Below are 13,155 nucleotides of genomic sequence, written 5' to 3'. Positions count from 1 at the left end.
GCCTGATCCAAGCTAACTATTCTGAAGTGCTTTCACGAAAAGGGCTTTGACCCTGCGCTGAATCAGATATCAACATGTTCTAATTGGCACTTATTTGAAAATAGATTAGAGTGTAAACATGGCGTCTAGGAAGACGAAAGCCACATATTTTTCCCTCCTGATGCACGGTTATTAGACAAAACAAGCATGTTTTTTTTCAGTCTAAGCCTGAACGCTTGTTATTATAAATAACTTTATATAAATCATAATGCTAACTTAATTTATCTAAATGGCTAAGACTAGAATAACACGCATGCCGATTTATTGGATAAATGCGCGTGCGCACTATAAACTGTTGGGTACTTTAGAGGTAACTAAGACTACATGAATCAAAAAAAAGCAGATTTGGCTGTATTAAGAGGTCTTACTCAACAAATAAAGAGATGTGATGCTCAAGGATTAGTTACTCCAAGTATTGCCATGAGTTTTATTTGTATCGATGCTATGGCTGGTCTTGCTAGGCCGCCAGGAAAAAGTAAAGTTACGCGCAAAGATTTTATTGACTGGTGCAATAGGTATTTAAAACCAAACTTTGAACAACAGTATCAATATTCGGGAGAGGATCTCTATGCCGCCAGATGTGCGTTACTTCATACTTATGGCACGACAGCTGAATTACATGAAAAATCTAATGTCATGAAGTTCTTATATCATGATTGTGATACTCTTAGACATCAACTGTATGCTGAAGAAGATACGGTTGTTATCTCTACTAAATCATTGGTTATCGATGTTTGCAATGCCGTTGAGAGTTTTATAATTGATTTTACTTCAACCGCTTCGCTTGGTGATTTGGTTATCAGCCGACTTGATGAAATAATTACAGTGGTTCCCTATTCAGTACGTAGCTAACAATCACTTAAAGTCGGAACAAAAATAGTTGGCTATGTTTCTTAAGATATGAACGAATTACCGGACGAATCACATTTGAAAGAACTAATAGGCCAAGAAGTGAATCTTGTGTCGGTTGGCTATTATGATGCTCAAATAGCCTTTGAGAATGGTTTGGTTATTCAAGCTCTCCACAAAATAGAAGGCGAAATAAACGGAATCAAAGAACTGTGGTTCGACGACGGTGAGTGGGTAAGTACAAAAGATATTATCCACGTCCCCAAACAAGAAGTAATTAGCATCAGTAATGAAAATGATCTGGTGCTTAAAATTGCTTTAACCGGCGGTGTTGCACTCTACATACACACTGAGGTTTCGCAATACGAGAGTATCAATATCACTCGTAGTGACGGCACAATTGATATTATATGAGTAAGCCCCAAAACATAACAAGCAAAGACAGCATCGCCCTTCGGGTTGGGCGTTGGTATGATTCCCTACATCAAGTAGCACACAGCCATTCCTTCTAAATAAATAGACCTTTTGCACTGCTCAAAAGAGATGAGTGAACACATTGGAAGAAGCCTGTAAATTCGTCGGTTATCATGCTGGTATTATGTCAGGTATCCCGTTTCTTCAGTCTATGCTCGTGGTTCAATCGGGTAGCTATCTGATTGCCATCCTAACGCCATCGGAGCTTATTCCACTCCAACAGACGGTTATAGTCATGGTTTAACCACTGTGTAACCGTTTAGTCGTTATATTTTTTGTATTCCGTAACGTTTCCGTACAATTTGAGTGAGCTTTAAATTTGCACTATAATCACTACGTTTACGGAATGTATCCGTACGTAGGAGGGGTTATGGCAACGGCACGTTTAGATATCCGTCTTGATGAAGAGATCAAGGCAAAAGCTGAAAAGGCATCGGCTTTACTGGGTTTAAAAAGTCTCACTGAATATGTAGTGAGGCTTATGGATGAAGATGCCACTCAGGTTATCGAAGAGCATGAAAGTATTGTGGTTAAAGACAGTGTCTTTGACGAGTTTATGGCAGCGTGTGATAAAGCAAAAGCACCGAATCAAGCGTTGCTTGACGCTGCCAAATTGACAGATGAGAGCGGTATTAGGTGAGTTGGGGTAAAGAGTTCGTAGAACTTAGTAAATCAAAGCATGACCGCAACTCATTCGACTGTGGTGAGCAAGAGTTAAATACATTTATCAAAACTCAAGCAGCAAAGCATATGCAAGCAGGTATTAGTCGAACTATGGTTTTACCTAGCGCTCAGCCACTGTTAAATCAAAAATACGCTATTTGTGCGTTTTATAGTGTTGCCCCGAGTTCTATCAGCCGAGAAACATTACCGACACCACTAGCAAATAAACTTCCTAGGTATCCAATCCCCGTTTTTCTTTTGGCTCAATTAGCTGTGCACAAAGAGTTTCATGGTTCAGGGCTCGGAAAGGTTAGTCTGATTCGTGCATTGAAGTATTTGTGGGAAGTGAATCATTACATGAGGGCATACGCAATCATTGTGGACTGTCTGACAGATTCCGCTCAATCGTTCTACGCGAAGTTCGGCTTTGAAGTGTTGTGCGAACATAATGGGCATGTTCGTATGTTCTTACCGATGAAAACGATAGAACAGCTTTTTAATCAATAGAAATCAATCAAAAGGGTCGTGTCATTGATTGTTCTGCAACAGCTCTAGAGCTTTGAAAATAATCGCTTTTTAAGGGGAAGATACCATCTTCCATTCAAACACTTTGTCTGCCCAACCTTTATTCCGCTCTGCTGAGCGGGTAACTTTTGTCTAGCGACGCAAAAGTAACCAAAAATTCGCTTTTAAGGGCAGCGCCTCGTTTCCTCATGAAGGCATCATGTTGTCAATGCAGAGCCCCATCAAGGCATAGATTGGTTTTGAGGATAGGAGACAAGGTATTTTTAACTGACTTTGAAACACCATAAAGTCGCGCAACTTCGTTGCGTCGAAGCGGCTCTTTCATCCCCGTATAGGCTTTGAGCTACCGTCATCCCAGCGCAGATGTGGGACCTATGGGTTTTAACTCCGACAGAAGGTAAGGGCGACTGATCGCCAAGTCCCTTCCCCTTTTTTAAGGGGAAGGCTAGGATGGGGTTGTTTGGTGTTACCGATTTGATTGTATTCCTCTGATTAACTTGGAGTTTGACGGAGAGTATTGTCATCCCTGCGCAGGCGTGGGATCTATGGGGTCGAACACCTTTTCGACCTGATCAAATCTAATTATTCTGAAATGCTTTTACGAAAAGGGCTTTGACCCTGCGCTGAATCAAATATCAACATGTTCTAATTGGCACTTGTTTGAAAATAGATTAGAGTGTAAGGATTGTGTCTGGGAAGACGAAAGCCACATATTTTTCCCCTCCTGATGCACGGTTATTAGACAAAAAAGCATGCTTGTTTAAGCCTAAGCCTGAACGCTTATCATTATGAATAACTTTATATAAATTATGGTGTTAGCTAAATTTATCTAAATAGCTAAGACTAGAATAACATGCACGCCGATTTATTGGATAGATGCGCATGCGCACTATTAAACTGTAATGCTATTAAGGATAGTTCCGGAGAGCTGGCTAATGGGGATCAGAGGGTGCGGTAAATGAATATAAAAATTGAAGCTAATGATCCGAATAATGATCTGAACAACCGGCAAAAGGTTTTGCATGAAAGAATAGAAAATCTGACGAAAAAACTGCCGGAGGAGAGCGCAACTCGAAAACAGCTAGCTAACCATCGGGAGCTATTTGACGATGCTGTTGATTACCTCTCAAATTCAGATCAAAGGCTGGCATTTATCGGTAACGTCGGTACCGGAAAGACAACTGCCATATGTCACCTACTTGAATTGCTAGATGGAGAAGAACCAATTCTTAGTACAGGTAGCGGTCGAACCACGCTTTGCGAAGTGGAAATTTCTGCTGGTCCCCAGCTAGAGATCGAACTAACTCCGCATTCCGAAGTTGAGGTAAAGAACTATCTCACCGACTTTGCTCAGTACTTACATATATCAGAAATTTCAGAATCGGATAATTCAGAGTCATTTAAACTAAGTGCCGAAGTTGAAAGAGCGCTCCGCAACATGCTCGACCTCCGGATATCGCGAACGAAAAACTCCGAAGGCAAGCGAATCACTACCGATAACGCTAAAAACTTTGCTGCCAATTACCAAACTGTCGAATCTTTAGCGGAGGGGTTGTTGGAACGTATTGATTTGTCTGCTCGTCATCAAACGCGATTCATTAATGATGATGGGATAGACCAAAACGAGTGGCTGCATACTACATTCAAATCTATCAATAGCTGCACTCATCCAAGTGTTGGTTTATCCAAGCATATACGCATATCGGTGCCGATAAGATTTTTTGATGGCATCAATTACGCGCTGTCAGTAATTGATACAAAAGGTGTCGACCAAACGGTTAACCGTGCTGACCTTGATAGCTGTCTTACCAATAATCGTACCGTCAGTGTACTGTGCTGCCGATTTAACGAAGCGCCCGATAAGACAATGTCAGGGTTGCTGAAACTTGCCAAGGATGCAGGTCTAAGCCAACGAGTTTTAAAAGAAACTGTTCTGTTAATTCTGGATAGAGAGAGTGAAGCTGAAAAAGTTATTGAAATAGATGAACCTGTTGGTGACAAAATTGAGGGACGTGAGATTCGTACTGAGCAGGTGGTTAATGATTTAAAACACACACTACAGTTGGACAACCTAGATGTGCAATTTTTCGATATGAAGTCTGACGATCCTAAACAGCTTAAAGAATTCTTGATCGAAAAAGTCTCTGTGCTACGTGACCAATATTCTCAGGATATTTTCGATATCGAGAAGGCTATCAGAGACATCGGAACTGAACTAGTCTCTCAGTCAGCTAAAGCGGCGAAGAATCAGGTCAAGAACACGCTGGAGCCATGGATAAAAAAGGCTCAAAGCTGTTCTCCTGTGCTAAAAGAATATTTTTTACCATTGATTAATGACATTAAGAACACGGGGACATATGCCGCAAGTGTTCGAGCTAGTGTCAATCGACGGGGGGAATGGCACAACTTGGATTACTATCAGCTTTTAGCGACCAGTGCTCGTGAGCAAGTTGTTGATCAAATCGGCACCCTGAAGGATGAATTTATTGTACTAATCAATAACATGCTATCCCAGAATGAGCTCCAGCCTGCCTATGCACTGCTTAAACAGTTAAAACAAACAACTGAGAAACGACTTGGTGATATTTACCAAAAAGCGTTTGCTAAAGGGCGTGCGGTTTATGAAGAAAAGCTTTCTTCAGATCAACAGCTCTGGAATAGTTTGTTTAAAGACTGGGGGATGGGTCCTGGGTACAAGGATAGAGTTTCCAGTAACTCTGAAAATTGGTTTCACACACGAAAATATCCAGAGTTTGAATCCAGCGTTACTAGACAGGTGCTTGATGAATGGCTGCGTTATGTAAATGAAGTGCGAGATATGTTGGGGGGATGAATAGATATGCATAACAATCGCAGGCACAGCGACGGCTTTTCCGTTACGACTTCGCTTTCACTACAGAGCCGCATGTGCTGCGGGTGTTATACCTATTTCATAGTTGAGAGGGCATTTTGGACGTTGACTCAGTAAAAAAACACCTACAAGAGTTTTTTATACAAAGTCCTCTGGTGCTCATTGGCTCTGGATTATCTTTGGGTGAGGGGATATCAGGTATGTGGCACCTTTCCCAACATTTGAAAGAAGAAATACCTAAGCTTGTTGAAGGTGAGCTGTTAGATGAATGGAAGCAAGTAGAAGAACAAATTGATCAGGATGTAGGTTTTGAAGATGCTATGGCATCTTTAAAGCAAGGTAGTACTCTAGTTCCTTTTATTGTTTCTGAAACTGCCAAACTCATAGGTAAGAATGAAAAATCAATAATTGAGGCAGTTGTACTGCAGGAAAAAAAATTGTCGTTTTCCCTTCTGCTAAATCACTTGTTACACAATCAAAATGAACTAATTATTGTTACGCCTAATTATGATCGTTTAATAGAGCTAGCCTGTGAATCAGTTGGCCTCGATATAATCACTGGTTTTAATGGTTATTATTATGGCTCGCATAACCCTGATGGCGAAAAAGATAAAATTTCAGTTATAGAAAGAAAAAGAACTTTGAAAGGTAGTTCTGGAACTAGGGTTTCAGTAAAAAAACATGCCAGAATATTTAAACCTCATGGAAGCCTAGATTGGTATAAAATCAATGGAAGCGTTATAAGGTCGTTATACGAAAGTAGCGCTCGCAGATTAATTATAACTCCGGGTACAAGTAAATTTAGAGAGGGATACCAACATCCTTTTGACTATCACCGTGAATTATCAAATAGGTATATTCAACAAGCCAAATCGATATTGATAATTGGATACGGATTTAATGATGAACAACTTGAGGTTCATTTGTTAAATAAGCTTCGTGAAGGTGTACCTGCTTTGGTTATTACAAAAGTACTAACACCGAATGCTATTAGAATTTGTGACAGTCTGCATAACGTCACATTGGTTTCTGTTGGTAGCAATGATAATGAGACCAAAGTTCGAATTGGAGGGGTTGAAACTCTTCATAATGAAAATTGGTGGTCACTTAATGAATTTATAAATGGAGTTTTAAAATGACAACACAAGATTATGTCATTTCGATAGAAGAGGATTGCTATATAGGTAGGGTAGCTAGTGTCGATACAAATCGTGCCCTTATATTGGCTGAGTCTCCAGAAGTTATTCAAACGCTTACAGTATCTGATCTAGTCGCTATTCAGGGTGCTACACCACAAGAGTTTTTGGTTGGCATCATAGAGAAAGTGAAGCGCAGTGTCGGTAGTCCTCTATTATTAGAACCAGAGTCTGAAGATGGTGAAGATGAGGACTTTGATGTTGTCGTCGATCATGATGTTGTTCAAGTCGCACTGATTGGTACCTACTGGGAGGTTCTTGGGGATCGTCGTCAAGTATTTAAACGTGGAGCAAAATACTTCCCGAGAGTAGATAAGCAGGTTTATCTAATAAAAGAAGAAAGCCTTGAACGCTTGATGTCAGTTGTTGCTAGTGACACTCCAGAGGATATTCAATTAGTACTTGGTACTTACGGAAATACCCAATCTAAAGCAGTTGCAAATGGCGATAAGCTTTTTCAACGGCATGCTGCGCTGCTAGGTAGCACTGGTTCAGGGAAAAGTTGGACTGTAGCATCGCTATTAGAGCAAGCAGCAAAGTTAGAACATACAAATATTATTCTTTTTGATCTTCATGGTGAGTATAAAACTCTAACTACATACGGTGTTGAAGAAGGAAAAGAACCAATAGCTGAATATTATAAAATTGCTGGGCCAGCTGATATTGAAAATCAAAATACCAACTCTGTATTTGTGCCGCATTGGTTGCTTAATAAAGATGAAATGTTAGCTTTGCTATTGGATCGTTCTGATAATAATGCACCTAATCAGGCATCTAGATTTACCCACCATGTAAGAGAATTAAAGCAACAATATCTCGTGGATAAAAATCTCACAGAACTTGCTGGTGGAATAACAATTGATTCACCTATCCCGTATTCTACTCGAGAACTTTTAGCTCGGCTTTCTACTGACGACAATGGTACAAAATTAGGTTCAAACGGTAAGAGCGAGGTGAAGGGGGATTGGAATGGAAAGCTAACAAGATTTATTGGACGACTTGAGACAAAAACTGACGACAAGAGAAACTCATTTTTGTTTGACTCACCAGATGGGTCAAATGAGTATAACTGGTTGGCAGCTTATGCCAACCAGTTTTTGGAAACGAAGTTGGGTTCTTTCGGAATAAAGGTCATAGACTTTTCAGAGGTTCCTTCTGATATATTGCCAGTAGTAATAGGTGTGTTAACTCGGTTTTTATATAACGTACAGTTTTGGCGGGCAGAAGAAGAGAGAACACCTATTACCTTTGTATGTGATGAGGCGCATATATACTTGCCAACAAAAGATGCTAGTGATGCTGAGTCAAGAATCGCTCTAGACACTTTTGAAAAAGTAGCTAAAGAAGGAAGAAAGTATGGAGTGTCATTGCTCGTTGTTAGTCAGCGACCCTCAGATGTCAGCCGAACTATTTTGAGTCAATGTAACAACCTTATAGCATTAAGGCTAAGTAACCCACAAGATCAACAAGTCGTCCACAAAATGATGCCTGATTCATTAAGTTCTCTTACATCAGTTTTACCTATATTGGATACTGGAGAGGCTGTTGTATTGGGGGATGCAGTATTATTGCCATCACGAATAAAGTTGAATAAACCAAATTTAGAGCCAGCAAGTGCAACAAAAGATTTTTGGAGTGACTGGTCTAGCAGGGAGTCAAAAAGTGACTCTATTGTTTTTGCGGTTGAATCGTTACGTCGACAATCACGGCAGCGATAGGTATAACAAGCGCATGTTATTGGACTGGTTTTCCGTTACCGCTCCAAATCGGCGGCTTATTCAAGGCATTAGCCAAAAGAGACCGATAAAAGTTTGCTTAAAAATAGAATAGAGCGGTTGCTAACGTGAGTTATTACGAATTAGGTGTGAGTTTTCTAGCCCTCACTGGGTGTACTTATGCTAGTTTGGCGATAGGAGGTTTGGCAGCCATAAAGCGATATCGGGCACTAGGCATAGAATAAGGGCCGCAGTGCACATGAGGATAAAGAAAGGGAAGGCGGCTTTTGCCACTTGGCCTATTTTTTCCCCCGTTAACCCTTGTAGGACGAAGAGGTTAAAGCCAACGGGTGGGGTGATTTGCCCGAGTTCTATCAATATCACTAGAAATACGCCAAACCAAAGCGGGTCGAACCCTGCTTGCACGACGATGGGCAAGGTAATGGGGAGGCTCATGACGGTGATGGAAATGCCATCTAAAAAAAGACCTAATACAATATAAAAAATAGCTAAGGCGAATAAGAGCCACGCCGGTGACAGGTGCAGGTTGGCAATATAGCGAGCTAACTCCGATGGCAAGTGCAAAAATCCCATGGCGGTTGATAATAGGGCGGCGGTGATGAGAATGCTGCAGACCATGGTGGAGCTGAGGAGTGTGGCGATCAAAGCTTCTTGGATCATTGCAAAAGAGAGTTGTCTTTCTTTTAGTAAGATTAACAAGGTAGCAAAAACACCTACCGCTGCCGCTTCAGAGGGGGTGGCAATGCCTGTATAGATGGCACCCATGACGATCACAATCAATGAGATCACAGGGAGAAGCAGTACAATGCTTTTGAGTTTACTGATCTGGCTAACGTTTTCTGGTGGACACAAGGACGGGTTTATTAAAGCGCGAATGATAAGATAGCCAGAGTATAGCAAGGCGATCAAAATGCCAGGCAAAATCCCCGCCATAAAGAGTTTGCTGATGGAGACTTCGGATTGAATACCGTAGACGATCATGACTAAAGAGGGTGGAATGAGTAACCCTAAGCTACCCGCTCCTGCTAAGGAGCCAATGGACAAGCTACGATTATAGCCACGTTTTTTTAATTCCGTCGTGGTGATCTTGCCAACGGTCGCCGTGGTGGCGGCACTAGAACCACTAACGGCAGCGAATAAGGCGCATCCGAACACATTGGTGTGCAGTATTCCCCCTGGTAGTTTTTTGGTCCAAGGTTCTAGGCCTTTAAATAATCGGTCTGAAATATCGGAACGGAAAATCAGCTCCCCCATTAAGATAAACAGTGGAATGGCGGATAACTCCCAAGAATTTCCCGCACTGAAAATAATACGACTGAGAATGGCGCCAGCCCGATGAAAACTAACGTCGCCAATCAGCACCAAAGACAAAAGGGCAACAATGGCCAAGCCTGAAAACACCCAGACGCCTAAACCAAGCACCACAAAAATAAGTGTCATCACGGCAACAGCGGTTAATACAATGTCCATGTTTACATCCTATTCATGGGATTGGGCTAACTCGATATGGGGCACGTGTCGGGTTGATATCAATATCAACATTCTCACCAGCAGTGTAAAACAGAGTAATACTAAGCCGATTAGTACCATTCCTTCGTAAGCGTTCATTCTACGCCGTTATTTCATCCCATCTTTTCGCACTCTAAACTGGACTCCGTTTTCATCTCATCACCGATAACGGAGTCCAACCCATGACCAAGCCTTATATCCGCCGCTCTTCCTCTGAATGGCAACAAATCATTAATGATCAAACCAAGTCTGGCTTATCCGCCCCTCAATACTGCGAACAGCATCAGGTGAGTTACGCCAGTTTTAGTAAATGGCGTCAGCATTTTTCGGGAACTAAAGCATCGCCAGATTCTAGTCACTCAGACTTTATCGATCTCAGTCAGGTGCCCACTCTCTCAGGTACTGGACGTTGGAACATTACCTTGTGTTTAGGCGATGGTGTTGAGCTTCGATTGAGTCGTGACTGATGTTCCTGCCCGATCCCAATGCTAAAATTTGGTTGCATACCCAACCCACTGATATGCGTAAATCCTATCGTGGCTTATTAGGGCTGATCAAACAACACCTCAAAGAGAACCCACTCATCGGGTATTTTGTGTTCATTAATCGACGCAAAACGCAGATGAAAATTCTCTATTTTGACACCTCGGGTTACTGCATTTGGTGCAAACGCTTGGCTCAAGGTCAGTTCCATTACCAAGAATCAGCGAACGATAAATACGCCCTCAGTACACTGGAATTACAGCATCTGTTGGCGGGTATAAAAGTCGAAAAATATCGTCAATTTAAACGCTACAAGCGAGCATCATGACAAGTTGGATGGTATAATCCAACCCTATGAATGATGCCTCTTATCGACCTATTTTACCGTTTAAAAACATCGACTTGCTTCACACGAATGAGGTCGATAAGTTACGTGCCGAAGTCGAGGCCATGTCTGTCACTATCCGCCAATATGAAGCGGAAGTTCGCCTGTTAAAGCGTAAGCGTTCATTCTAGGGCTATCATTGATAGCCACTGACTCAGAGTAAGGGCGATTTCAACGGGTTGTCTGCGAACAGTTGCTTCCATCGTATTGGTGTTAAGTCCGCGATGTCTTTGGCTGGATGCTGGCTGACTCGTTGTAGGACATCCGTCAGGTAGACGTTGGGGTCGATGTCGTGCAGCTTGCAGGTGCTGATCAAGCTTTGGATGATGCCGACATGTTCGGCGCCCAGTTCTGTCCAACAGAAGAGCCAATTCTTCTTACCCATTGGGATGGGTCTTATCTCTCGCTCTAGGTGGTTGGTGTCCATGGCAACGTTTGGATTTTCCAAAAAGACCATCAGTTGGCGTTTGCGCTTTAAGGTGTAGTTCAACGCTTTCATCCAGGTATCGTCTGGTAATAGGTCAGCCCGTTGGGTTTGTTCTTCGCAGAAGGCAAAAAATTGATCCACTAAGGGCTTACTGTGTTGCACTCGGTAATCTTGTTTTTTCTCATCTGACCAACCTTTCTGTTTGATATGGCTTTCGTACTGGTACAAGGCGGCAATCAGGTTCAGCGCGTGGGTGACGGCCTCGGTTTCTTCCATTTCGGCTTTCAGTAGCTGACGACGCATGTGCACCCAACACTGAGCATGAGTGACCTCCGGTGAGGTGGCTTCGTAACGACTGTAAGCGGCATAACCATCGGTCAGTAAGGTACCCTGCCAAACATGATCCAGTAAGTCTTGGATGTGTTTCATGCCACGGCTTTGGGAGAAGGTAAACACCACTTCGTCCTGCTCGCCATAGATGGGCCAAAAATACGCTTGCTTCATTTTGCCGGGTTGGTTGCCTACCCCAGGCTGGCGGGTGGCTTTTATCGGTGTCTCATCCATGGCCAGTACCTTGCTGTCCAGCACACTAATCAGTTGCTCTACCACAATGGGTCGTAACAGTTCGATCCCGCGTTTGGTGAGGTTTGTGAGCGTTGCACGACTGAGGGTGATGCCGGAAGCGCTAAGCTGTTGGTGTTGACGATAAAGGGGTAAGTGATACAAGAACTTATTAACCAGTAAGCCAACGATAAAACTCACATCCGCGAGGGAACTGTCAAAAATCAGATCCGGCTGTGGCGCGGTAATGAGCTGTTTACTGGTTTTGTGCTTCACCACCTGACGTTTGGTGATGACGACTTCATAGGCACTGGTTTTTTGTACGATGCGGCTGACGTCTTTGAAGCCGACTTCTTCGTATTCGTGCGCATTGGGGCCTTGTAATTCGTCCGCTAAGATAACCTTTTCACGAACCGGTATAGACTCATCAAAACGCAATCCGGTGATGTTAATTTCATTGCCTTTACGAAACTTGGGCGCTTTGCCACGAACATTGGCAGACTCAGGTTTGTCCTTCTCAACGATAGACTCTTCTTCTACGCGGGTTGGTTCGGCTGACATCGGACCCACGATATCAGCGAGGGCTTGTTGATCTGGTGTGAGTAAGGTACGACGTTCGCTTTTCGGCCCAAATAACTCACGCTTTAGCATGTGCACTTCCGCTTCGTATTGGCGGATTCTTGAAGACATAGCTTCGTTTTCAGCACGCAGTTTTTCGACCTCATTCGTGTGAAGCAAGTCGATGTTTTTGAAGGGTAAAATAGGTCGGTAAGTGGCGTCATTCATGGGGTTGGATTATACCATCCAACTTGTCATGATGCTCGCTTGTAGCGTTTAAATTGACGATATTTTTCGACTTTTATGCCCGCTAAGAGGTGCTGCAATTCAATCACACTTAGGGCGTGTTTAGCGTTTTCTGATGACGCATAATTGAACTGCCCCTGCGACAGTCGTTTACACCAAATGCAATAACCAGAGGTGTCAAAATAGAGGATTTTCATCTGGGTTTTGCGCCGGTTAATGAAGACAAAATACCCGATGAGTGGGTTTTCTTTGAGGTGTTGTTTGATCAGCCCTAATAAGCCACGATAGGATTTACGCATATCTGTGGGTTGGGTATGCAACCAAATTTTAGCATTGGGATCGGGCAGGAACATCAGTCACGACTCAATCGAAGCTCAACACCATCACCTAAACACAAGGTAATGTTCCAACGTCCAGTACCTGAGAGAGTGGGCACCTGACTGAGATCGATAAAGTCTGAGTGACTAGAATCTGGCGAGGCTTTAGTTCCCGAAAAATGCTGACGCCATTTACTAAAACTGGCGTAACTCACCTGATGCTGTTCGCAGTATTGAGGGGCGGATAAGCCAGACTCGGCTTGATCGTCAATGATTTGTTGCCATTCAGAAGAAGAACGACGGGTATAGGGTTTGGTCATGGGTTGGACTCCGTTA

General features: G+C 42.8%; 15 protein-coding genes. 11 read left to right on the top strand and 4 right to left on the bottom strand.

Annotated features, from left to right (window positions below):
* Positions 1–363: 363 nt before the first annotated feature.
* The 8 genes from AC0VYI_RS17490 to AC0VYI_RS17455 all read left to right on the top strand — a co-directional run bounded on the left by AC0VYI_RS17490 (position 364) and on the right by AC0VYI_RS17455 (position 8,315).
* Complete coding sequence (locus AC0VYI_RS17490) at positions 364–891, top strand: hypothetical protein (protein ID WP_475444477.1); 528 nt, start codon at positions 364–366, stop codon at positions 889–891.
* Between the two features lie 48 nt (positions 892–939).
* Complete coding sequence (locus AC0VYI_RS17485; protein WP_475444475.1) at positions 940–1,302, top strand: hypothetical protein; 363 nt, start codon at positions 940–942, stop codon at positions 1,300–1,302.
* 133 nt (positions 1,303–1,435) lie between these two features.
* Positions 1,436–1,606, top strand: a complete 171-nt coding sequence (locus tag AC0VYI_RS17480; protein WP_475444473.1) for a hypothetical protein — start codon at positions 1,436–1,438, stop codon at positions 1,604–1,606.
* A gap of 126 nt (positions 1,607–1,732) precedes the next feature.
* Entirely contained in the window at positions 1,733–2,002 is a 270-nt protein-coding gene (locus AC0VYI_RS17475) for a type II toxin-antitoxin system TacA family antitoxin (RefSeq protein WP_475444471.1), read from the top strand.
* A complete protein-coding gene (locus AC0VYI_RS17470) occupies positions 1,999–2,532 on the top strand; it encodes a GNAT family N-acetyltransferase (RefSeq protein WP_475444469.1) in 534 nt (177 codons plus the stop codon). The genes AC0VYI_RS17475 and AC0VYI_RS17470 overlap by 4 nt, the downstream gene beginning before the upstream one ends.
* A gap of 976 nt (positions 2,533–3,508) precedes the next feature.
* Positions 3,509–5,383, top strand: a complete 1,875-nt coding sequence (locus AC0VYI_RS17465) for a P-loop NTPase family protein (RefSeq protein WP_475444467.1) — start codon at positions 3,509–3,511, stop codon at positions 5,381–5,383.
* A 116-nt stretch (positions 5,384–5,499) separates the two neighbouring features.
* The gene (locus AC0VYI_RS17460) at positions 5,500–6,540 is read left to right on the top strand and encodes an SIR2 family protein (protein ID WP_475444465.1); all 1,041 of its coding nucleotides are present in this window, start codon (positions 5,500–5,502) and stop codon (positions 6,538–6,540) included.
* Positions 6,537–8,315: an ATP-binding protein gene (locus AC0VYI_RS17455; RefSeq protein ID WP_475444463.1), complete on the top strand. Its 1,779-nt coding sequence runs from the start codon at positions 6,537–6,539 to the stop codon at positions 8,313–8,315. The genes AC0VYI_RS17460 and AC0VYI_RS17455 overlap by 4 nt, the downstream gene beginning before the upstream one ends.
* Positions 8,316–8,495: 180 nt before the next feature.
* Here AC0VYI_RS17455 and AC0VYI_RS17450 read toward each other — a convergent pair whose 3' ends face one another.
* Positions 8,496–9,803 (bottom strand): TRAP transporter large permease, encoded by a 1,308-nt coding sequence (locus AC0VYI_RS17450; protein ID WP_475429004.1) that lies wholly within the window; start codon positions 9,801–9,803, stop codon positions 8,496–8,498.
* A 221-nt stretch (positions 9,804–10,024) separates the two neighbouring features.
* Here AC0VYI_RS17450 and tnpA (AC0VYI_RS17445) point away from each other — a divergent pair, with 221 nt between their 5' ends.
* Genes tnpA (AC0VYI_RS17445) through AC0VYI_RS17435 form a run of 3 tightly spaced genes read left to right on the top strand, consistent with a single transcriptional unit; the run spans position 10,025 to position 10,841 of the window.
* A complete protein-coding gene (gene tnpA / locus AC0VYI_RS17445) occupies positions 10,025–10,309 on the top strand; it encodes an IS66 family insertion sequence element accessory protein TnpA (RefSeq protein ID WP_475443565.1) in 285 nt (94 codons plus the stop codon).
* Complete coding sequence (gene tnpB / locus AC0VYI_RS17440) at positions 10,309–10,653, top strand: IS66 family insertion sequence element accessory protein TnpB (RefSeq protein ID WP_475444461.1); 345 nt, start codon at positions 10,309–10,311, stop codon at positions 10,651–10,653. Before tnpA (AC0VYI_RS17445) ends, tnpB (AC0VYI_RS17440) begins: the two co-directional genes overlap by 1 nt.
* Before the next feature lie 26 nt (positions 10,654–10,679).
* Positions 10,680–10,841 carry a hypothetical protein gene (locus AC0VYI_RS17435; RefSeq protein WP_475443561.1) on the top strand — a complete coding sequence of 54 codons (162 nt, stop codon included), beginning with the start codon at positions 10,680–10,682 and terminating at the stop codon, positions 10,839–10,841.
* A 23-nt stretch (positions 10,842–10,864) separates the two neighbouring features.
* On the opposite strand, the gene tnpC is transcribed toward AC0VYI_RS17435, so the two are convergent.
* Genes tnpC through tnpA (AC0VYI_RS17420) form a run of 3 tightly spaced genes read right to left on the bottom strand, consistent with a single transcriptional unit; the run spans position 10,865 to position 13,139 of the window.
* Positions 10,865–12,484, bottom strand: a complete 1,620-nt coding sequence (gene tnpC, locus AC0VYI_RS17430; RefSeq protein WP_475443559.1) for an IS66 family transposase — start codon at positions 12,482–12,484, stop codon at positions 10,865–10,867.
* A 26-nt stretch (positions 12,485–12,510) separates the two neighbouring features.
* Complete coding sequence (tnpB, locus tag AC0VYI_RS17425) at positions 12,511–12,855, bottom strand: IS66 family insertion sequence element accessory protein TnpB (protein ID WP_067021190.1); 345 nt, start codon at positions 12,853–12,855, stop codon at positions 12,511–12,513.
* Positions 12,855–13,139: an IS66 family insertion sequence element accessory protein TnpA gene (gene tnpA / locus AC0VYI_RS17420; protein ID WP_475443557.1), complete on the bottom strand. Its 285-nt coding sequence runs from the start codon at positions 13,137–13,139 to the stop codon at positions 12,855–12,857. Before tnpA (AC0VYI_RS17420) ends, tnpB (AC0VYI_RS17425) begins: the two co-directional genes overlap by 1 nt.
* Between the last annotated feature and the right edge of the window lie 16 nt (positions 13,140–13,155).

It is taken from the genome of Marinomonas sp. 63XJN7_9_ISO-PGPR-S23-217 (genome assembly GCF_056173515.1).
Note: the sequence above shows the minus strand (reverse complement) of the source record. Positions and strands in the feature narration are given on the sequence as shown.